The organism is Actinomadura terrae (assembly GCF_022751215.1).
Taxonomy (GTDB): Bacteria; Actinomycetota; Actinomycetes; order Streptosporangiales; family Streptosporangiaceae; genus Spirillospora; species Spirillospora terrae.
On the sequence record NZ_JAICDG010000001.1, the window covers coordinates 131,472 to 153,032 of the forward strand.

Annotated in this window: 17 protein-coding genes; 9 read left to right on the forward strand and 8 right to left on the reverse strand. The window is 71.2% G+C overall.

All coding sequences use genetic code 11. The features are described from left to right. Positions 1-16: 16 nt before the first annotated feature. The 3 genes from K2F47_RS00580 to K2F47_RS00590 are packed head-to-tail and all read right to left on the reverse strand — an operon-like array spanning position 17 to position 2,351. On the reverse strand, positions 17-1,792 hold the full coding sequence (locus K2F47_RS00580) for an FtsK/SpoIIIE domain-containing protein (RefSeq protein WP_242900663.1): 1,776 nt from the start codon (positions 1,790-1,792) through the stop codon (positions 17-19). Next, on the reverse strand, positions 1,789-2,133 hold the full coding sequence (locus tag K2F47_RS00585; protein WP_242900664.1) for a hypothetical protein: 345 nt from the start codon (positions 2,131-2,133) through the stop codon (positions 1,789-1,791). The genes K2F47_RS00580 and K2F47_RS00585 overlap by 4 nt, the downstream gene beginning before the upstream one ends. A gap of 29 nt (positions 2,134-2,162) precedes the next feature. After that, positions 2,163-2,351: a hypothetical protein gene (locus K2F47_RS00590; RefSeq protein WP_242900665.1), complete on the reverse strand. Its 189-nt coding sequence runs from the start codon at positions 2,349-2,351 to the stop codon at positions 2,163-2,165. 550 nt (positions 2,352-2,901) lie between these two features. On the opposite strand from K2F47_RS00590, the gene K2F47_RS00595 reads away from it, so the two are divergent. After that, a complete protein-coding gene (locus K2F47_RS00595; RefSeq protein ID WP_242900666.1) occupies positions 2,902-3,645 on the forward strand; it encodes an XRE family transcriptional regulator in 744 nt (247 codons plus the stop codon). Between the two features lie 2 nt (positions 3,646-3,647). Then, complete coding sequence (locus tag K2F47_RS00600) at positions 3,648-4,124, forward strand: NUDIX hydrolase (RefSeq protein WP_242900667.1); 477 nt, start codon at positions 3,648-3,650, stop codon at positions 4,122-4,124. Positions 4,125-4,156: 32 nt separating this feature from the next. Here K2F47_RS00600 and K2F47_RS00605 read toward each other — a convergent pair whose 3' ends face one another. The 4 genes from K2F47_RS00605 to K2F47_RS00620 form a co-directional block, all read right to left on the reverse strand. Continuing rightward, complete coding sequence (locus tag K2F47_RS00605) at positions 4,157-5,584, reverse strand: ApeA N-terminal domain 1-containing protein (RefSeq protein WP_242902520.1); 1,428 nt, start codon at positions 5,582-5,584, stop codon at positions 4,157-4,159. Between the two features lie 137 nt (positions 5,585-5,721). After that, a complete protein-coding gene (locus tag K2F47_RS00610; RefSeq protein WP_242900668.1) occupies positions 5,722-6,285 on the reverse strand; it encodes an HD domain-containing protein in 564 nt (187 codons plus the stop codon). Positions 6,286-6,334: 49 nt separating this feature from the next. Then, a complete protein-coding gene (locus K2F47_RS00615) occupies positions 6,335-6,808 on the reverse strand; it encodes a GntR family transcriptional regulator (RefSeq protein WP_242900669.1) in 474 nt (157 codons plus the stop codon). A 423-nt stretch (positions 6,809-7,231) separates the two neighbouring features. Next, positions 7,232-7,504, reverse strand: coding sequence for a hypothetical protein (locus K2F47_RS00620; RefSeq protein ID WP_242900670.1), 273 nt, complete (start codon positions 7,502-7,504; stop codon positions 7,232-7,234). 159 nt (positions 7,505-7,663) lie between these two features. On the opposite strand from K2F47_RS00620, the gene K2F47_RS00625 reads away from it, so the two are divergent. After that, positions 7,664-8,395, forward strand: a complete 732-nt coding sequence (locus K2F47_RS00625) for a helix-turn-helix transcriptional regulator (protein ID WP_242900671.1) — start codon at positions 7,664-7,666, stop codon at positions 8,393-8,395. 58 nt (positions 8,396-8,453) lie between these two features. Here the strand turns inward: K2F47_RS00625 and K2F47_RS00630 are convergent, their stop codons facing one another. Further along, positions 8,454-9,020, reverse strand: coding sequence for a DUF2637 domain-containing protein (locus K2F47_RS00630; RefSeq protein WP_242900672.1), 567 nt, complete (start codon positions 9,018-9,020; stop codon positions 8,454-8,456). Positions 9,021-9,276: 256 nt separating this feature from the next. Here K2F47_RS00630 and K2F47_RS00635 point away from each other — a divergent pair, with 256 nt between their 5' ends. From K2F47_RS00635 to K2F47_RS00660, 6 genes are all read left to right on the forward strand, one after another. Then, on the forward strand, positions 9,277-12,516 hold the full coding sequence (locus K2F47_RS00635) for an AfsR/SARP family transcriptional regulator (protein ID WP_242900673.1): 3,240 nt from the start codon (positions 9,277-9,279) through the stop codon (positions 12,514-12,516). 149 nt (positions 12,517-12,665) lie between these two features. Next, positions 12,666-15,983: an ABC transporter permease gene (locus tag K2F47_RS00640; RefSeq protein ID WP_242900674.1), complete on the forward strand. Its 3,318-nt coding sequence runs from the start codon at positions 12,666-12,668 to the stop codon at positions 15,981-15,983. Further along, positions 15,983-18,607 (forward strand): ABC transporter permease family protein, encoded by a 2,625-nt coding sequence (locus K2F47_RS00645; protein WP_242900675.1) that lies wholly within the window; start codon positions 15,983-15,985, stop codon positions 18,605-18,607. The genes K2F47_RS00640 and K2F47_RS00645 overlap by 1 nt, the downstream gene beginning before the upstream one ends. Before the next feature lie 19 nt (positions 18,608-18,626). Next, a complete protein-coding gene (locus K2F47_RS00650; protein ID WP_242900676.1) occupies positions 18,627-19,595 on the forward strand; it encodes an ABC transporter ATP-binding protein in 969 nt (322 codons plus the stop codon). After that, entirely contained in the window at positions 19,592-20,287 is a 696-nt protein-coding gene (locus K2F47_RS00655) for an ABC transporter ATP-binding protein (RefSeq protein ID WP_242900677.1), read from the forward strand. Before K2F47_RS00650 ends, K2F47_RS00655 begins: the two co-directional genes overlap by 4 nt. 60 nt (positions 20,288-20,347) lie before the next feature. Then, positions 20,348-21,547 carry a Tm-1-like ATP-binding domain-containing protein gene (locus tag K2F47_RS00660; RefSeq protein WP_242900678.1) on the forward strand — a complete coding sequence of 400 codons (1,200 nt, stop codon included), beginning with the start codon at positions 20,348-20,350 and terminating at the stop codon, positions 21,545-21,547. Positions 21,548-21,561 lie beyond the last annotated feature (14 nt).

Genomic DNA, 21,561 nt, shown 5'->3' on the forward strand with positions numbered 1-21,561 from the left:
CGAGACGTTGAGACGACTACCGGTCGTGATCGGACGCCTTGTAGCGTCCGCGCTTGACCTGAACGGCTTGGCCTGCCTTCACGAGTTCGGCGAGTCGCCGGTACAGGGTGGGGCGGCTCATGTCCGTGAGCATCAGAAGGTGAGCGATCGGGAGTCCTTCGTCCGGCGCCTCGTCCAGCACCCGCCGTAGAACGTCGTCGGTGTGGTCGTCAGGGATGGGCGTGGCGGCGACGGGGGTCGTGTGCGTCGCGTCCAATGCCCGCCACGAGACCTCATCCAGCGCAGGACGGACGTTCGCGTGCCTCTCGGCAGTCTGGGTCACGGTCGCGTCGTCGAGCAGGTAGGCGCGGGCCCGACGCGGCGTGTCGTGCTCGGGGGCGGAGAGCAGGAACTTGCCGGGCGCGTTGAGGGTGTGGGCGTGCCATCCGGCGTTGAGCATCCCTTGCCCGAGGATGAGATCGACGTCCTTCCGTTCCCGAACACGGAAGCTCACGCGAACGTCCATCTGAGACCGGACGGCACCCTTTCCCATGGCCTTCTGCGTAGGCCGTTGCGTAGCGGCGATGAGGGTCACGGCGACGGCACGTCCCCGCCGCGCGATGGAGTCCGTATCGGTGGCCGCGTCGGGGGCATCGTCGGCGAGTTCGGCGTACTCGTCCACGACGATGACGAGCGCGGGAAGGTCAGGCGTCGGATCCCACACGCGCCGCCCGTGCGCGACGAGCCAGTCGGCACGTGCCTCAAGAACCGTGACCGCGTCGCGCAGCATCGCGCGGGCCTGCTCGGGCGTGGTGGCCAGCCGATCGATGCACGACGCCCACGGCTGGAGTTCCATCCCGCGCTTGAGATCGATGGCCCAGATCACCACATCCCGGCACGCGGACAGATTGCCCATCAGGACATTGATTCCGCCGCTCTTCCCCGAACCAGCCACGCCACCAATCAGCCCATGACGGCGCAGCAGCAGAACACGCGCGCTGGTGGCGTCCTCGAACGGTCCGAGGTCGATCGGCTCGGTAATAGACGAGACGGACGGTCCGGGCCAGGGGATGGCGTCCGCGTGCGGGTCGGTGTCGAGTACTCGCAGCTCGAACCGGTTGGCCTTGTCGTCTCGTGTCGGAGAGACACGCACAGCTCCCCGGAAGGTTCCGAGCGCTGACTCGATCGCTGGCACCTTGCCGAGGACGTCTTGAAGCGTCTGGCCACGCGCCAGCGCGAACCGGGCACGCCATCCCCACACGTCCACTACTGCGGATTGAGGACGAGAGCCATTCAGCCCGACCGACCGCGCGATTTCTGGCCACGCGGCGAGCCTCCGATCGACGCGCACCTTGGCGCGTCGCCTCCGATGGGCCCACCAGGGCACCGCGAGCAACGCGCCGCCCAAGACGAGCACCAGAGGAAGCGGCGAGAACGCGATACCGAGCGCGCTCACGGCGGCAAGCCATCCACCAGCACCTATGACGACCACAGCGACGTACACCCGCTCCATTCGCTGGGCGAGCCCAACCCGCTCGCCGAACATGGCGAGTGCCCAAGCCGCCACCGTCGCGACGCCCAACACCCAAGGCCACCACCCCGGACGGGCGAAGTGCAGAACCACACCCCCGGCGAACAGAACACACACCAGGTAGACCGGCGCGAGTTCCGACCGGTAGCGCCACAACGCCCGCGCCACCAGCACCCCGGCGACGTCCGGAAAAGGCCCGTCACTGTCCACGATGACCATGGGCTGGAGCCCGTTGCGGCGCATCTTCTGCGCATGCCGCCGCATCTGACGCGTCCTGCTCATGAGCGTCCCCAAGCATCAGGGGGAAGCTGCCCTTGTGCGCGAAGCTCGTCCCGCAGGTAGTACAGCGGATCCGGCTCGGCATCGCGTTCAGCACTCAGACAGGCGCGTCCGGCCGCCACCAGGTTTGCGCGGTCATGCCGAACCCGGACGAGGACAGCCGAGAGCCGGTTGATTTCGGAGACGAGCGCGGGGACGTCGGCGAGTGCCGCATTGAGGCGGAGCCACACAGCCTCAAGGGACGGCATCGCATCGGACAGACCAGAGACGATCTCCCGCGCGACGAGGTTACGAGAACGGACCTCCAGAACATTGATTTCGACGGGACGCGGTGTGTCAGGCACTAGGGCATCCCTCCCTTCGGTAAGGAACGTCAGGGCTGAGAAGAGGACTGGACGAGAACCGCCACCAGGCGGCGAATCTCCGGCGCGACACTCGTCGCGGCGAGGAAGAATCCGAACAACAGGCACACCACGATGTGCCAGCCGCGAAGCCCCATGTACCGCCAAGCGACCCACACCGCAGCACCCAGAAGCGCCACCAGGGGAACCGACACGTTCACGCGCTCACCCCCTCACAGCCAGAGATCCGGGTGCCGCGATCCGTGCCCGCGCCGGATCCACCGAGCGCGGGCACGGCACTTGCGGCACCGCCGGTTGCCGGGTTCGACTCGCGCGCCGCACGGGCACGAGTGGCCGGTGATGATGCGCGGCATCCGCATGCTCACCGCCCCGCCGAAGACCGCTCGGGAAGGTCGTCGCACGTCTGCGTTCGCAGGACCCGCCGCGAGACAGCTCCCACCCGAGACGGCGCGGCCCCGCCCCGCACGTACCGGCGCTCCTCGGCATGGATGCCGATGACGAGCATGGCGAAGATTCCGCAGGTGGACCCAGCGAGGAAGACGGCGACGATTGATCCAAGGACGAGGATCATGGGGGATCCCTCCTCTCGTACGGGCCCGGTTCCGGCGGCGGCCGGTCCGGGCGACCGGTGGCTTACGAGAAGAGAGTGCGCGTGACTTGGGGGACGAGATCACTACATGACTGGACGTGTTCATGACGTCCTCATAGGGTTGACCGCGTCCTGGGACGTCCCGGAAGCCGGACGGGTGCATGCCGAACGAACGCCTACGCGCCACCCTGCTAGAGCAGGGCCTCACAGTCGCCACGCTCGCCGAGTCGATCGGGGTAGATCACAAGACGGTCGAACGCTGGATCACCAAAGACCGCACCCCGTACCGGCGGCACCGCTACGCAGTGGCTTCGCGCTTGGGCGTTGACGAAACCTTCCTCTGGCCCGACGCCCTCTCCAACGAACAGGTCACCGCAGCGTCCAGCAGCGAACTGGTGACGATCTACCCTCACCGCTCCACCGTCCCCAGGGACGCATGGGGACGTCTGTTCGCGACGGCCGAGGAAGAGATCGGCATCCTCGTCTACGCCGGACTCTTCCTCTCCGAGGACACCGGCATCCAACGCACCCTTACCGACAAGGCCAAGGCAGGCGTCCGCGTCCGAATTCTTCTCGGCGACCCAGACAGCCCCCAGGTGGCCGAGCGCGGCACAGACGAGGGCGTAGACGACGCCATGTCGGCGAAGATCCGCAACGCGCTTGTCCTCTACAAGAAGCTCCGCAAACAGAACGGCGTAGAGTTCCGCTTCCATCAAACGGTGCTCTACAACTCGATCTACCGCGCGGACGACCAACTCCTCGTCAACACCCACGTCTACGGCATCACAGCCGCCCTGGCTCCCGTATGGCACCTCAGGCGCATAGCTGGCGGCGACCTGGTGAACACCTACTTGGAGAGCTTCGAACGAGTCTGGGAATCCGCCACACCCATCCCGGAGGAGTAGCCATGGGCCGCAGGATCGACTACTACGACGACCCGAACGCTCCCAAAGCTAACAGCCTCGTTCCGGCCGTCAACGTTGTCGTAGAAAACGACAAAGGCGAGATCCTCATGATCCGCCGCACCGACAACGACAACTGGGCCCTCCCCGGCGGCGCCATAGACCTAGGCGAGTCCGTAACCCAAGCCGCCATCCGCGAGACCAAAGAAGAAACCGGCATAGACGTAGAGATCACCGGCCTGGTAGGCATCTACAGCGACCCGAAACACGTGATCCACTACACCAGCAACAACGAAGTCCGCCAAGAGTTTTCGCTCGTTCTCGGCGCTGTTCCAACTGGCGGGAACTTGGCGACAAGTGGTGAATCTGAAAAAGTTGAGTGGATCGCAAGCCGTCGGGTAAATGAACTGAAGATGGATCGGTCTATGGCGCTGCGCCTGAAGCATTATCTAGGAAAGAGTGGTATTCCCGAGGTGCGCTGAGTGATCGTATGACTGACGAGTCGCTCTGAGAACTAGGCTTCCGGAAGCCAATGCATTTGTTCTCTCACTCGGTCGCAGCGCCAGCCGAAGCTATTTCGACGTTGCATAATATCAGCCGTCTCTTCTTCGGTGAAATTCAAGTTCAGCAGGAAGGTTGCTTCCAGCACGTGTAGAAGCAGGTCGGTTGCAACCAGGGAGCCCATCACGACTTTTTCGCGGTCATGCGCGTCTTCTAGTCCGTGGCTAACTATGTTGCGCAAGCGTGCGACCCGAGCGGGCCACATAGAATCTGTGGTGAGTTTGGCCATCACAGAAGGCATTTCTTTTACCCGCCTCTTGAGTCTGTCCTCAAGACTTGGAGTGCCCAGAAGGCGAAGCTGTGCCTTTATTCGGCCGCGCTCTCTGTTGTTGAATCCCGCCTCTTTGAGGGTTGCCAATGCGTCATCGACTAGCTTGGCACTCTTGCTGCTCTGAACGTCAGGAATTAGCAGCCTGTCAAGCGCCTCTACTGCCTGTACTACGCTAACAAAACGTGCAACCGGCCACTTGTAATCCGGCCTCAGCAGCATCGCCCACTGTTCGATGACGTATGACCATTTGGGAATGGTTTCGAAGATGGCAGCACCTTGTCGTGTCCAATCAATATCGTGGAGGCTGAAGAGAAGATCGTGATAGTTTAGGTCCTTTCTCTTCTCGTCGGCGCGAACTTGACTGCCTACGCGAACCGTCGCCCATTTCTTGAAATCGGGAACGTTTGGTTCAAACTGCCAGTTTTTGTTTGTCAACCTCAGGGATTCAATCCCTCCAATTCTGCCGTTTGCCGCAGCGATCATAACCTCTAGTGGATGGACCCAGGATTCCATGAACTGTTTGATGTCCACGGGTTCGTCAAGAGCAATCTTGAATACGCAGCGCGTTTCAAGTTTGATGGTAGAGTTCTTCTCTGGGTGATAGACGGACCTATCTTCAATCGTAATGCTGCCGCCTTGCAATACGGCAGTTGAGTCCGGGATTTCAACGTGTCGTACCGCGCTGGGAAACCAATCCGTTTCCGGATTGTTGAACTCGGGCTTGAAGGCGGTTCGTTGGGCCCAGAGCTGCTGGTCGTGCAAGGTGATGACTGCATCGGAAACTTGAAGCTCATCCTCGGAGAGGAATAGACCTTCAAGTGCCAGCCATGGAAGATACGCTGCCGAGCGGAGCTCGCCAAGATTGCCCCGGTAGCTAGTAGAGCGACTTCTCACGAGAGTGACTGCTTTGCCAAAGCAGTCTCCATGAAGCAGGGAGATGTTGGAGTCATCCTTTGAAGGGATGATTCTTTGGCGGCCCTTCTTCAAATCCTTGAAGAGTGTAGCTTTCGCTGCGCCATTCATGAGTAGTTCGTAAGTACCGGGAACCTTCCAGGTGTCGGCCTGACCTGGAAGCCACCATTGCGCTGGGCGCCATTCTCCGAACTTCATTTCGGTCACCTCGGCACCACCTTGGTATTAGTCACCACTAGTCATCGACGTAGTATGGCACAGATTCTTTGCAGTAGGTAACGATTTTTGAGGGGGCGACTTGGAGGGCACGCGTAGGATCTTGGTGGCCTCTCTGGTCACCTTGGCGAGGTCATGGGTTCACGCTGCATGACTTCCTCGACATAGTTGATCAAGTGAGGGGAAGCCGCAGTGACCGCCCGGGTTACTGATTGGTCCTGCTTGTAGCGATCGAGAATCTCGGCTATGCGTTGCTCCACTGTCAGTAGGCGGCCATCAGGACCCGTCGTCATGTCGCAGTAGACGAGAGAGTCATTCAAAGGTGGAGGTTGCGTGCAGAACTCCTCGGTGAGCTCGTCCGCTAGGCCGCGTTCGCGGGCTTCTATCAGGGCGCAGGAGTGGTGAGCTACTAGGCGGCATAGGTGGTCGTCGGCCTGGTGGGTGTCGCGGAGGTAGCGGGCTCCGTCCAACGGGTGGAAGCCCGTGTCTACTAGGTCGGGGGCGTAGCCGATGTCGTGGAGCCATGCGGCGGCTTCTAGGAGGTCGGCCTTGTCGCCGAGGATCGGGACGAGGGTTCGGGCCTGACGGGCTACGCCTTGGGTGTGGGCCCAGCGGCGGGGGAGTGCGGTTTCAAGGTGCTTGCGCGCTAGTTCGCGGGCCCATGGGGCGGTGTTCTTGTTCATGGGTGTGACGGTAGGTCGGTGTTGGTGGACGTCCACGGGCTTGTGGGGCTCATCTGGGGACGTCTTGGCGGACGTAGCGTCCTTTGCCGTGGACGCAGGTGATGAGGTCGGCTTCCTCTAGGGAGCGAAGGGCGCGGCGGGCCGTGTAGCGCGCGACGCCGTAGCGCTTCTTGAGCTGGGCTTCGCTGGGGAGCATGTCGCCCGGCGCTAGGTGACCCGTGGTGATCTGGTGGCGGAGGTCTGCGGCGATGCTCAGGTACCGGGGGAGGGTCTGGGCGGTCGGGTCTGTGGTGGGGTCGTGGACGAAGCGGCCTACGCCGGGACGGATCTTGACGAGGTCTTCGTCTTGCAGGACGGAGAGGGCCCGCCGCACGGTGTTCCGGGAGACGCCGAACTCAGCGCAAAGGGCCGCTTCGGCGGGTATCCGGGTGCCGGGGGCGTAGGTGCCGTCCGTGACGCGCTGGCGTAGGGCGTCGGTGATCCTGCGGTAGGCGCCCCAAGCAGTGCGGCGGGCCGTGGGCATCTCAGTCGTCCGTGTGTGCGTTGCAGGTCCCCGAGATCCAGGGGGCGAGGTGAAGAGTGAGCCTCTCGGCGGCGAGTTCCACGTCGGTGGACGGGGCCAACCACTTGCCGGTGCTGGCGCGGTACCACCAGATGCAGTGGCCTCGGACGACAGAGATGCTCTCGCCGATGCACGGGGCCATCTCGCAGAACACACGTAGGAGGGGTGACGGTGACTTGGTGTGGAACCGGGTCGTCCAGTGGTAGCGGTGCAGGGAGAGGGACAGGCGGAAGAGGTGCCAGCGTGCCTGCCGTGGTCCACAGCCCAACGGCAGAGACAGGACGGTCGGCCTTACCGGGGGCACGCGCATCGGCCGCGCCGTCTCCAGCTTGCTTGTGGTCGCGTCGCGCGGTCGCCGTGGGGGCAGTTCGCTGTGCGGTTCCATCAGGGCGTCCTGCGCTTTGGTGCCCGCGCGCTTTCGGCTTCGAGCGCCTCACGCAGCTCTGCGGCGGAGGGCTGGATCACGGTCGGATCGACGCCAGCCGTCGGGTCGTGGAGGCTGGCGACCCAGTCGCCGAGACGTCCGTCCGTGCGGACCGCGCGCCAGATGCGGTGGCCGGTGAAGTCCCGGCGGAGGCGCGCGAGTTCCGTTTCCGCGTTGGTGCTCTCGTGGTGCGAGGTGTGGGGCGCGGCCTGGTAGGGCCGGTCGGTGGGCATAGTGGCTCCCTGGCTTTGGTGTGGCTGGGCTGGGGTGTTGCCGTGTGGAAAGGCTCGCGCTCGGGCGGGGGACCTCTCTATCGGCATCCAGGGACGTCTAGGGACGTCTTCTGTTAGCGTCGTGAGCGCGTCGTCCTGACTTGCGTCTGCGGAGGTCTGATGAACGACTTGTTGCGGCGTGCCCTTGCCGACGCCCACCTGACCGAGGCCGACGTTGCCGGGCGTGTGGGCGTTGACCCCAAGACCGTCCATCGGTGGGTGGCTGGACGCGTTCCCTACCGGCGGCACCGGGTGAGGGTCGCCGCCCTGCTCGGGTGCGACGAGGTGGACTTGTGGCCGCAGGTGCGGGCCGCTGCTGTTCAGATTGCGCCGCCCGTGGTGGAAGTCCTCGCGACCTACCCACATCGGTGGGCCGTGCCGCGTGAGGTGTGGCGACGGCTCTTCGAGGGGGCGCACGACGAGGTTGGGGTGCTTGCGTATGCAGGGCTCTTCCTCGCGGAGGACGCGGGGATCTTGCGAGCGTTCGCGGAGAGGGCTCGGGAGGGCGTTCGGGTGCGCATCCTGCTCGGGGATCCGGACGGGACGAGCGTCGCCGAACGCGGCACTGACGAGGGTGTGGGCGAGTCCATGGCGGCGAAGATCCGTAACGCCCTCGTCCACTACAGGGCCTTGTCACGCGTGGACGGCGTTGAGATCCGGCTCCACGACACCGTGCTCTACAACTCGATCTACCGGGCTGATGACGAGCTGCTGATCAACCCGCATGCGTACGGCATCGCCGCGTCCCATGCTCCCGTCTTGCACTTGAGGCGAGCGGAGGATGGCGACATGGCGAGCACGTATCTGGAGAGCTTTGAGCGTGTGTGGGCCGGTGCGTCGCCGGTCAGGTAGCGGGTATGCGGAAGCCCCAGCCGCGAACCGAGGTGGTTCGCGGCTGGGGCTTCGTGGTTCACGCGGAGGTCGGTTGCTCCGCGTTGGTGATGATCTCCTTGACCTTGCGCCGGTCGATGCCGTGTTTCTCGGCGAGGTAGCGCTGAGAGGCTGGGCGGCCTGGTCCGTTCAGGCTTGCCAGGTACTCGGCCAAGACTGCGTCCTCTGGCGTCTGGTCCACTTCGGTACGAGGTGGCGCGACGGTGGTTGCGGCCCTGGTGAGGGTCATCAGGAGTTCGAAGGAACCGACCAGGGCGAGCGCGGGCCATGCGCTCACGATGGCGCCTATGGGGCCGTGTGCGGCGCCGTGCGCCACGTTGGCGCCTACCGTCGCCACGATGCCCACGGCAAGGCTCCACTTGGCCAAAGATGGTGCCGCTTGCTTTCGGCGACTCGCGTCCAGGATCACCATGGACGCGGCCCAGATCAGTCCGTCCACGGTGAAGGGGACGAGGCGGGCGGTCGGGCCGGTCTCTCCGTGCGAGCGGACGAGGTCGTACGCGTGGCGGTAGGAGATGACGGCCGCCACGGCGGCGACGGCCATGACGGCGAGTGCGGTTGTGAGGCGGATGAGTCGATCAGCCATGAAGGGAACTCCCTCCTGCTTGGAGGGAGGGAGCCCGGGGAGCCATCCGGGGGGCCAACGCCTGTCGATGGAGTCCGACGCGGCGCGACCGTCCCGGACGGTCCGGCAAGCTCCCTCCCTGCGTGTTCGCAGGTGAGCGGCGCCCCGATCGACTCGTCCGGACGACACCAGATGTGACCCGACTCCACCTTTCGGACCCGCTCCGTCGGGCTTTCTTACGGTCCTGTTCTTGGAGGTGGGGGTTAGGGTGCGGCTCATGCGTTTCGGGGTGTTGGGGCCGCTGGCCGTGTGGGCCGATGACGGGGGGCTCGTCGCGGTGCCCGGGATCAAGGTGCGGGCGCTGCTGGCCGATCTGCTCGCGCATGAGGGGCGGCCCGTCCCGGCGGACCGGTTGATCGACGATCTGTGGGGGGACGCGCCGCCCGGCAATCCGGCGGGGGCGCTGTCGGCCAAGGTGTCGCAGCTGCGGCGGGTGCTGGAGGACGCGGAGCCCGGCGCGCGGGCGCTGGTGGTGTCGCGTCCGGTGGGGCACCTGCTGGACGTCGCCGAGGAGCGGGTGGACGCGCGGCGGTTCCAACGGCTCGTCGATGACGCGCGCGGTGTCGAGGATGTGCGGGGCAAGGCTCGGTTGCTGGGTGAGGCGCTGGGGTTGTGGCGGGGGGACGCCTATGCCGATTTCGCCGACGAGCCGTTCGTGCGGGCGGTCGTCGCGCGGTTGGACGAGTTGCGGTGGACGGCCCTGGAGGAGCACGCCGAGGCGCGGCTCGCGCTCGGGGAGCATGGCGCGCTGGCCGGGGAGTTGGGGGACGCCGTCGCGGCCCGGCCGTTGCGGGAGCGGTTGCGGGCGGTGCACATGCGGGCGCTGTACCGGGCGGGACGGCAGAACGAGGCGCTGGAGAGTTACGAGCGGCTGCGCGTGCTGCTCGCCGAGGAGTTGGGGCTCGATCCGGGGGCCGGGATCGCGAACCTCCAGCAGGCGATCCTCACGCAGGACCCGTCGCTGGACGTGCCGGAGGGGCCGCGGTCGAACCTGCCCGTCCCGGCCGGGGAGCTGATCGGGCGGGACGCGGCGGTCGCCGAGGTCCGCGCGCGGCTCGGCACCGACCGGCTGGTCACGTTGACCGGGCCGGGCGGGGTCGGCAAGACGCGGCTGGCGGTGGAGACGGCGTCGGGGCTCGTGGACGCGTTCGCCGACGGGGTGTGGATGGCGGAGCTGGCCGGGTTCGACGGGTCCACGGTCGCGGAGGCGGTGACGGCGATCCTGGACGTGCGGGACCGGCCGGGCGCTCCGGCGGCGGCGCTGGACCGGCTCGCGGCGGCGCTCGGGGCGCGGCGGCTGCTGCTCGTCCTGGACAACTGCGAGCACGTCGTGGAGCAGGCGGCGGAGCTGGCCGGGCGGCTGCTGCGGCGGGTGCCGGGCGTGCGCATCCTCGCGACGAGCCGGGAGCCGCTCGGGCTGCCCGGCGAGGTCGTGTGGGCCGTCCCGCCGCTGGAGGTGCCGGGGGAGGACGACGCGGCGGACGCGGCGGCGCGGGCGAGCGCGGTGCGGTTCTTCGCGGCGCGGGCGAGCGCGGCGTCGCGGGAGTTCCGGCTGGACGCGAGCACGGCCCCGGCGGTCGCGGTGCTGTGCCGGCGGCTCGACGGGATCCCGCTGGCGCTGGAGCTGGCCGCGACCCGGGTGCGGACGCTCGGCGTCGAGGGGCTCGTGACGCGGCTGGACGACCGGTTCCGGCTGCTGGCGGGCGGCCACCGCGACGTCCCGGCGCGGCAGCGGACGCTCACCGCCATGATCGGCTGGAGCTGGGACCTGCTGACCGGGCTGGAGCGGGCCGTCCTGCGGCGGCTGCCGGTGCACGCGGACGGCTGCGCGGTCGAGTCCGCCGAGGCCGTGTGCGCGGGCGGGGACGTCGCGCCCGAGGACGTGCTGGACCTGCTCGCGAGGCTGGTCGACCGGTCGCTGGTGATCATGTCGGAGCGGCCGGGCGAGGGGCCCCGGTACCGGCTGCTGGAGTCCGTCGCCGCCTACGCCGCCGACCGGCTGCGGGAGGCGGGCGAGGAGGAGCGGGTCCGGGAGCGGCACGTCCGGTACCACCTCGGGCTCGCCGAGCGGGCGGAGGCGCTGCTGCGCGGCGGCGACCAGGCGCGGTGGCTGCGCGTGCTGGACGTCGAGACCGCGAACCTGCGCGTCGCGCTCGACACCGCCGTCGCGGGCGGCGACGCCGGGGCGGCGCTGCGGCTGGCGAGCGCGCTGTCCTGGTACTGGTTCCTGCGCGGGCGGCTGACCGAGGCGCTGCGGTCGCTGGACGCGGCGCTCGCGCTGGAGGGCGGGCCGCCCGTCGCGCGGGCGCGGGCGATGACGTGGCGGGCCGGGCTCGGCACGCTCGCGGGGCCCGGCAGCGGCTGGGCGGCGCGGCGCGACGCGGCGCTGAAGGCCGCCGACGCGACCGGCGACGCCGCGCTCGGCGCGTGGGCGCGCTGGTTCCTCGCCTTCGCCGGGTTCGAGGTCGACGACGTCGCGGAGGCGGCCGGGGTGCTGGACGAGGCGCTCGCCGCGTTCCGGGCGTCCGGGGACCGGTGGGGCGAGGCGGCGGCGCTGCTGCTGCGGGCCAAGCAGGCGCACGCCCACGGCGACCCGGCCCGGCTGGAGCGCGACACCGAGCGCGCCGCCGCGATGTTCGGCGACCTCGGCGACCACTGGGGGCGGTCGCTCGCGCTGGAGTGGCTCGGCGCGACGGCGGAGCTGACCGGCGACTACGACCGCGCCGACCGGGTGCTCGGCGACGCGCAGCGGATGGCGGAGGAGCTGCACCTGTGGCCGGACGTCGCCGTCCGGCTGGCGTGGCGCGGCTGGGTCGCGCACCTGCGCGGCGAGCAGGGCGACGCGCGGCGGCTGTTCGGGCGGGCGCTGCGGATCGGGCGGGAGCAGGGGCACGCGCAGGCGGTGACGTTCGCCGAGATCGGGCTCGGGCTGGCCGCGCGCCGCGACGGGCAGCTCGACGACGCCGAGGAGCGGCTGACCCGGCTGCTGGACGCCGTCCCCGAGGACGGTTTCCCGCCGCTGTACCTGCCGCTGATCCAGACCGGGCTCGGGCACGTCGCGCAGGCCCGGGGCGACGCGGCGACGGCGCTGGCGTTCCAGCGCGACGCCCTCGCCGTCGCGATCCGGCTGGAGGCGCCTCGCGACCTGGCGTTCGCGCTCGAAGGGCTGGCGGCGGCGCGCAGCCTCGCGGGCGGGCACGGGGAGGCGGCGGAGCTGCTCGGCAAGGCGGCGGAGGTCCGCGCGGCGTCGGGGCTGCGCCCAGGACCGGCCGAGCGCGCGGACATCGACCGCGTCACCGGGCAGGCCCGCGAGGCGCTGGGCGAGGCGCGGTTCGCCGCGTCCCGCGCCGAGGGCGCCGCCCAGGAGACGGACGCGTTCCTGCGCCGGGCCGAGAGGATCGCGGGACCGTCCCGGTTCGCGCGCGGCACCGCGCGGGACGGGCATCCGGCCGGATAATCGGGACCCGTTTCCGGGGCCGTAATTCCGTGACCAACCCGAACAGTGAGGTGGTGGTCACGGAAATGGTCCGAGGAAATGTTGCAAAAAGCAAAAGAAAAAGGCTCCGGTCTTGTCGGGCCCGCGCGGGTCATTGATCATCGGCGTCTATGCGTCATCCGGGGCTGGTGATCAGGCGGATGGCCGGTGACCGGACCCTGGTCCTGGCCGCGTGCGCGACGGCGTTGTTCGCGACGACCGTCCTCGCCGCGCTGTTCGGCTACACGGGATCGGTGACGCGCGAGGGCCTGCGGCGCACGCTCGCCGACGCGACCTTCGACACGGCCGGGACGCGGATCGCCGGGCACGTCCCGGGCGGCGGGCTCGCCGCGGCGCAGAAGCAGGTGGACGCGGCGCTGCGGCAGATCTACCGCGACGTCCCGCTGACGGTGTCGGTCGGGGTGCGCAGCGATTCCTACACGCTGCCCGGCCAGGAGCAGAGCGAGCATCCGGAGCTGACCGCGTTCGCGACCTATTCCGGGATCGAAGGGCACGTGCGGCTGGCGAGCGGCCGCTGGCCGAACTCGAATTCGAGCTCCAACACGGGGCCGAATACCGAGGTGGAGGCCGTCCTGCCGGGCGCGGCGGCGCGCGCGATGCGGGTCGGGGTCGGGGACGCGCTGACGCTGCGCGGCCGCGTCGACACGGCGTCGGTGGCCCGGGTGAAGATCGTCGGGCTGTTCGAGGTCAACCGCGCGGACGACTACTTCTGGCAGGGCGACCGGCTGGTCACGACCGGGACCGAGCGGCTCGACTACACGACCTACGGGCCGTTCGTGGTGCCGCCGCCGGTGTTCGCGGCCCGCTTCACCGGCACCGGCGCGGACGCCCGCTGGACGGTCATGCCCGACCTGCGGGGCGTGGAGCCGGGGTCGCTCGGCGGCTTCGGCGACCGGGTGGAGGGCACCCGCGCCACCCTGGAGAAGGGCGGCGGCCAGTTCACGGCCGTGACGAGCCTGCCGACGCTGATCGAGCAGCTGCGCGGCGCCGTGAACGTGGCGCGCTCGACGATGCTGATCCCGGTGCTCCAGCTCGTCCTGCTCGCCGGGTACGCGTGGGTGCTGGTGGCGCGGCTGCTCGCCGAGCACCGGCGCGGCGAGGTCGCGCTGCTGCGCACGCGCGGCATCGGCATGCGCCAGCTCGCCTGGCTCGGCCTGACGGAGGGCCTGGTGATCGTCCTGCCCGCCGCCGTGCTGGGACCGCTGCTGGCGGCGCCCCTGCTGCGGCTCGCGGGCAAGGCGCCGGCCGTCCGCGCGTCCGGGCTGGAGCTGGACGCCGGGCCGCTCGCCCCGCTGTTCGGCGTGTCGGTCCTGGTGGCGCTGGCCTGCGCGGTCGCGCTGACGGTGCCGACGCTGCGCGGCGCGAACCGCACGTTCGTCGAGGTGCAGGCCGGGATCGGGCGGACGCCGCGGGGCCGGCTGCGCGGCTCGGGCATCGACCTCGCGCTGCTGCTGGTCGCCGCGCTGGCGGTCTGGCAGCTGTCCAAGTACGGGGCGGACGGCGCGGGCGGCGACGCCTCGGGCATCGACCCGGTCATCGTGTCCGGGCCCGCGCTGGCGCTGCTCGCGGGCGGCGTGCTGCTGCTGAAGCTCGTGCCGGTCGCCTCGCGGGCGGCCGAGCGCGCCACCGCCGGGGGCCGCGGCCTCGCGCCCGCGCTCGGGGCCCGGCAGGTCAGCCGCCGCCCGCTGCGCTACGCGGGCCCCGCGCTGCTGCTGGTCATGGCGATGGCGGTCGGGGTGCTGTCGGTGACGACGATCGCGACATGGCAGCGGTCGCAGACCGACCAGGCCGACTTCCAGACCGGCGCCGACCTGCGGCTGGAGCGGTCGGCGAAGCCGGGCGGCCCGTCCATCCTGGGCCAGGGCGGACGGTTCGCGTCGCTGCCCGGCGTCACGGCCTCGACGGCGGTGCTGCGCAAGGACGTCATCGTCGGCACGACCGCGTCGGTCCTGCTCGCCGCCGACACGAAGGCGCTGGGGCCGATCCTGCGCCTCCACCCCGACCTCCGGGAGGAGATGCGGCTCGGCGAGCTGGCGCGGACCCGTCCGGCGATGCCCGCGCTCACCGTCCCGGGACGTCCCGCGCGGCTGCTGTTCGACCTGCGGCTCCGCAGGCTCCCCGGCAAGCCCCCGCCGCTGGTCGACCCCGACCCGATCGTCACGGAGGCCAGGGGGACCTACGAGGTGGAGGCGACCCTTGAGGACGCGCACGGGCTGACACAGCGGATCACCATCCCCGGGCTGCGCCCCGACGGCCGTACCCGGACGGTCGCCGTGGACGCCGCCGAGCTGGCCGGTCCCGGCGGGGTGCTGACCTACCCGCTGTCGCTGCGCGGTCTGCACTACGCCTACGACCACAACGACCGTTCCGCGCCGCTCGAACTGCGCCTGGGCCTGCGCGGGGAGGGCACCGGGGACGCCACGGCGCCCCCGGGGGCCCGGTGGAACCTGCTGGACGAGTACTCGACCTTCGGGTGGCCGTCGACCGCGATGGGCCGCAACACGGGCGGGGACGCGGCGCTGACGTGGCGGATCGAGGCGAGCCCGGAGTCCCTCGCCACCAGCGAGATCCGGCACGCCATGGTCGCCGTGGCCCCGGCGGCCGAGCGCGCCCCGGTCGAGAGCCGCGTGCAGCCCGCGGTGCCGGGCGTGATCACGACCGAGGCCGCGCGGCGCGCCCGCGTCGGCGTCGGCGGCACCGTCACGCTCGAGACCGCCGACGGAGGCCAGCCGATCAAGGTGATCGGGATCGTCCGGGCGCTGCCGGGCACGCGGCCGGACCGTCCCGGCGTCCTGGTGGACCTGCCGACGCTGACCGAGTCGCGGCTCGCCGCCGTGAGCGCCGCGCCGGGCAGCACCGACCCGGGCGAGTGGTGGGCGAGCGTGCGCGGCGACCGCACCGCGCCCGCCGCGCGAACGGTGACCGACCACCCCACCTGGGGCACGGTCGCCGGCGACCGCCCCGCGCTGCGCTCCCGGCTCCGGGACGCGCCGCTCGGCGCCGCGCTCCAGGGCGCGCTCGTGCTCGGCTTCGGCGCGGCGCTGGTCTTCGCCGTCATCGCGTTCGCGGTGAACGCGGCGGTCTCGGTGCGGGAGCGGGCGCGCGAGTTCGCGGTGCTGCGGGTGCTCGGCGTCCATCCGCGGCAGATGACCGGGATGCTGGCCGTCGAGCAGGCGTTCCTGGTCGCGGTCGGGCTGGCCGGCGGGCTGGTGCTCGGGCTGGTCGTGGCGCGGCTGGTGATCCCGCACATCGTGCTCAGCGTGCAGGCGGCGCCGCCGTACCCGCCCGCCGAGTTGATCGTCCAGTGGCCCGTGGTGCTCGCGATGCTCGCCGGGGTCGCCGCCGTGTTCGGGCTCGTGCTGCCGCTGGTGATCCGGATGCTGCGGCGCCGCGATCCCGGCGCCGGGCTGCGCGCCGGGGAGGACTGATGAACCGTCCGTTGAACTCGGCATGGATCAGGCTCGCCCGCGCGCAGTGGCCGCCGCTCGCGGCGCTGGCCGTGCTGGCGCTGGTGACCGCGCTGCTCGCCGTCACCGTCCCGGCCCGGGTGGCGGGCGGCTACGACCGCGCGGCGAAGGCGACGGTGGCGGGCGCCGACGTCCGGGTCGAGGGACGGCTGGAGGCCGCCACCCTCCGCCGGTTCCTCCCGCTCTCCGATGACGTGTCCGTGCAGTCGGCGAACTGGTACGACCGCCTCCCACCGCAGTTGCGCAGCGCCGTGGGCCCGCCGGAGCCCTACGTCACCACCAACGAGAACGCCATCGGGGGCCCGTTCCTCGAACGGCGCCTGCTGACGCTCGCGTGGGACATGGGCGCGTCCAGCCGCGTCCGCTTCGTCGCCGGGACACCGCCGCAGGACATGCCGTCCGACGCCACGCCCGACCACGGACGCCTCGTCCAGATCGGCCTGTCCGAGTCCTACGCCGACAAGTTCGGCTACAAGGTCGGGACGACGCTGGGGCTCGGCGAGGGCCTCCAGGCGAAGATCTCCGGGATCTACGTGCCGGTGAACGCCGCCGATCCGTACTGGGCGACCCGCGCCGACATGCTCCGCGTCCGGACGGAGCTGCGCGGCGAGGGCATCCGCGTCCACACCGGGGACGCGCTGCTCAGCGGCGGCGGGTACTGGCGGCTGGCGCACGGCACGCCCGATCGGCGGCTGTTCGTCACCTGGCGGTTCCCGTTCAAGGCCGACGGCCTGGACTCCGCGCGCGTGTCCGGGCTGGCCGGTGACCTCGAGGCCTACCACGCGGCGGTCCAGGACCGCCGCGACCTGTTCGAGTGCGCGGTCGTCACGGAGCTGGACGAGCCGCTGAAGGCCTACGCCGGGCAGTTCCGCTCGGCCAAGGCCGTCATCGGGTTGACGCTCAGCGGCGTCGCCGCGATCGCGGCCGGTGTGCTGCTGCTCGGCGCGGGGCTGCTCGGCCGCAGGCTCCGGCCCGCGCTCGTCACGATGCGGGCGCGCGGCGCGTCCGTGCGGCAGCTCGCCGGGCCCGCGTGCGGGCTGCTCGCGCTCGCGGTGCTGCCCGCCGCCGCGCTCGGCGCCGGGCTCGGGCTGCTGCTGGACACCGGGCCGCCGCAAATGCTGTCGGCCTACGCGGCGGGCGGGCTGCTCGTGCTCGTGCTCGCGCTGCCGGTCGTCATGCTCGTCCGCGAGTTCGGCGGCGCCACCCAGATCACGGCGGGACGCGACGACCTCGTCGCCGCCCGGCCGTCGCGGCGGCGGCTCGTGCTGGAGGGCCTGCTGATCGTTCTCGCGGTGATCGGGGTCGTGCTGCTGCGCCGGCGTGGCGCGGACGCGGGCGACGACCCGCTGATCGCCGCCGTCCCCGTGCTGGTCGGCGCCGCGTGCGGGGTGGTCGTGCTGCGCCTCTACCCGTACCTGCTGTCCGCGCTCGGACGGGTGCTGCGGCGCGGCTCGGGCGCGGTCGCGTTCATCGGGGTCGCCCGCGCGTCGCGGCAGAACGTCGTCAGCGCGTTGCCGATGGTGGTGCTGCTGCTCGCCGCCGCCGTCGCCGGGTTCGCCGCGAGCGTCGAGGCGGCGCTGGACCGCGGCCACGACCGTGCCGCGTGGGCGACGGTCGGCGCCGACGCGCGGATCTCCGCCGAGCTGCTCGACCCGAAGGCCCTCGACCGCGTCCGCGCGCTGCGCGGGGTGAAGGAAGCGGTCCCCGCACGGCTCGTGCAGGGCGTCCGGCCCGCCTCCGGATCCGCCCGGGTCACGCTCATCGCCATCGACCTGGACGCCTACCAGCGGATCTCGCCAGGCCGCCTCCCCGCGCACCCGCGCGGCGCGCTGCTGTCCCCGGCCGCCGCCCGCGAGCTCGGCATGAAGCCGATGACGCTGAGCAGCCCCAACTTCCCGGAGATCCGCGTCGTGCCGTCCGGGCGGATCGAGGACTTCCCCGGCGAGCAGCACGGCGGCTCGTTCGTCGTCGTCCCGTTCCGGTCGCTGACCGGCACCGAGAAGGTGCCGAGCACGGTGTTCGTCCGCGGCGATCCCGGCGAGACCGCGCTGCGCGGCGCGCTGGAGGCGTCGCTGCCGCCCGGCATCATCGGCGGCGACCCGTACAAGAAGGTCGAGATCCAGCGGGACGTGCTGCGCGACATGACGCGGGCGCCGATGGTCCGCGTCGTGCGGGACTCCTTCCGGGACGCCGCGCTCATCGGCGGCGCCTACGGGCTCCTCGCCGTCCTGCTCGTGCTGGTCGTGGAGGCCCGCGCCCGGGGCCGGGGCCTCGCGCACCTCCATGTGCTCGGGCTGACCCGGCGGCAGAGCAGGAGGCTCGCGCTGATCGAGATCGGGCCCGTGCTGCTGTGCGCGGTCGGCGCCGGGTGGGCGCTCGGGCTTCTGCTGCCCGGCATCACCGGACCCGTCGTCGACCTGCGCCCCTACACCGGCGGCTTCGCCGTCTCCAACCACGCGGTGGACCCGGCGGCGCTGCCCGCGCTGCTGGCGGCGCTGCTGCTCGCCGCCGCGGCGGCGGTGGCCGTCGACCGCGCCTTCGACACCCGGCACGACGTCGCCGCCGTCCTGCGGACGGGCGACTGATGAGGAGGGGCACCCGATCATGAGCCCTGGAAAGGCCGCCGCGCCCGACCTCGCCGAGCTGGAGCGGCGCGCCGCCGAGCGCGGGCCCGCGTTCGGCGAGGGCGCCCACATCGTCTGCGACAACCTGGTGCGCATCTACAAGACCGACGGCGTCGAGGTCGTCGCGCTGCAAGGCCTGGACCTGCTCGTCGATCCCGGTGAGCTGGTCGCGATCGTCGGCGCGTCCGGGTCGGGCAAGTCCACGCTGCTCAACATCCTGTCGGGGCTGGACGTGCCGACCGCCGGGGTCGCCCGCGTCGCCGGGTCGGACCTGCTCACGATGGCGTCCAGGGAGCGGCTGCGGTTCCGCCGCGAGCAGGTCGGGTTCATCTGGCAGCAGACCGAGCGCAACCTGCTGCCCTACCTGACCGCCGCGCAGAACGTCGAGCTGCCGATGAAGTTCGCCGGACGGGCCCGCCGCGCCCGCGTGTCCCGCGCCTCGGAGCTGCTCGGCATGCTCGGCGTCGGCGACTGCGCCGGACGGCGTCCCGCCGAGCTGTCGGGCGGGCAGCAGCAGCGCATCGCGATCGCGGTCGCCGTGGCGAACGAGCCGCACGTCGTGCTCGCCGACGAGCCCACCGGCGAGCTGGACAGCACCACCGCCGAGGAGGTGTTCGGGGCGCTGCGCCGCGTCAACCGGGAACTCGGCACCACCGCGATCGTCGTCACCCACGACGCCCAGGTCTCCGAGCGGGTCGACCGCACGGTCGGCATCCGCGACGGCCGCACCAGCAGCGAGGTCCGCCGCCGCGACGAGGCCGACGGGACGCGGGTCAGCGAGGAGTACGCCGTCCTCGACCGCGCCGGGCGCGTCCAGCTGCCGCGCGCGTTCACGCGGGAGCTCGACATGCGCGACCGCGTCCGGCTCGCGCTGGAGAGCGACCACGTCGGCGTCTGGCCGGACCAGAGCCCGGCCCAGGGCACCGAGCGGACCGAGGAGGGCGAGTGACCGAGCCGATGGTCGTCGTCGAGGGCCTGAGCAAGACCTACCGCTCGGGGAGGAACGAGGTCCACGCGCTGCGCGGGGCGAGCTTCACCGCGTTCCCGGGCGAGCTGGTCGCGATCAAGGGACGCTCCGGCTCCGGCAAGACGACGCTGCTCAACCTGATCGGCGGCCTCGACAAGCCCGACGGCGGCACCGTCCACGTGGACGGTCAGGAGGTCGCCGCGCTCTCCGAGGACGCGCTCCTCGCGCTGCGCCGCGACGCGATCGGGTTCGTGTTCCAGTCGCACGGGCTGATCCCCGTGCTGTCGGCGGCCGAGAACGTCGAGGTCCCGCTGCGGCTGGCGCGCACGGCGCCCGCCGAGCGGGACGAGCGGGTCCGGGTGCTGCTCGGCCTCGTCGGGCTCGCCGACCACGCCCCGCAGCGCCCCTACGAGCTGTCGGGCGGGCAGCGCCAGCGCGTCGCGATCGCCCGCGCGCTCGCCAACCGGCCCCGGCTCGTCCTCGCCGACGAGCCCACCGGCCAGCTCGACTCCGAGACCGCCGCCGCGATCATGCCGCTGCTGCACGCGCTGGTCGCCAGCGAGGGCGTGACCGTGCTGGTCGCGACCCACGACCCGGCGCTGCTGTCGGAGGCCGACCGCGTCCTGAATCTGGAGGACGGCGTGATCGCCGAGGCGCCGGTCCCGACCGGCTGATCTTGGGTAGGACCCTCCCGGGCCCCGGGGCCCGGGGGTCGCCGCGAGGAGGGGGAGCCGATGCCGACGGTCGTGCTGGTGGGGACGCTCGACACGAAGGGCGCCGAGTACGGGTGGCTGCGCGACCGGCTGCGCGGCCTCGGCTGCGAGGTCGTCCTGGTCGACGCGGGCACCGGGCCGCCGGGCGTCCCCCCGGACGTGCCCGCCGAGCGGGTGGCGCGCGAGGGCGGCGCGTCCCTGGAGGCGCTGCGGGACGCGGGCGACCGCGGCGCGGCCGTCACGGCGATGGGCGAGGGCGCCGCCGCCGTGCTCGCCGGACTCCACGCCGCCGGACGGGTGGACGCCGTCCTCGCGGTCGGGGGCAGCGGCGGGTCGTCGATCGCGGCGCGCGCCGTCCGGGACCTGCCGATCGGGCTGCCCAAGCTGATCGTGTCGACGATGGCGTCCGGGGACGTCACGCCGTACGTGGGCGCCAAGGACGTGACGCTCACCTACAGCGTCGTGGACATCGCGGGCATCAACCGGGTGTCGCGCCTCATCCTCGGCAACGCCGCCGCGGCGGTGGCCGGGATGGCGCACGCTCAGGCCGAGTCGGGGGCCGACTCCGGGGAGGACGAGCGTCCGCTGGTCGCCGCGTCGATGTTCGGCGTCACGACCCCGGCCGTGGACGCGGCGCGCGAGCGCCTGGAGGAGCTCGGCTACGAGGTGCTGGTCTTCCACGCGACCGGCGCGGGCGGCCGGGCGCTGGAGGGCCTCGCCGCGAGCGGGCTGCTCGCGGGCGTCCTCGACCTGACCACGACGGAGCTGGCCGACGACCTGGTCGGCGGCGTCCTGTCGGCGGGCCCGGACCGGCTCACGGCGGCCGGGCGGCGCGGAATCCCGCAGGTCGTGGCGCCCGGCGCGCTCGACATGGTCAACTTCGGGCCGCGCGACACCGTCCCGGAGCGGTTCGCGGGCCGCGACTTCTACGTCCACAACCCGACCGTCACGCTGATGCGGACCACGCCCGACGAGATGGCGGAACTCGGCCGCCGGGTCGCCGCCAAGGTCGCCGCCGCGACCGGCCCCACCGCACTGCTGGTCCCCGAGCGCGGGGTGTCGGCGCTGGACGCGGCGGGCATGCCGTTCGAGGACGCGGCGGCCGACACGGCGTGCTTCGCCGCGCTCGGCGGCGAACGGCTCGACCTGCACATCAACGATCCCGCGTTCGGCCGGGCGGCGGCCGAGCGGCTGCACGGCATGATCGCGGGAACGGCATGACCACGGGGGGATCC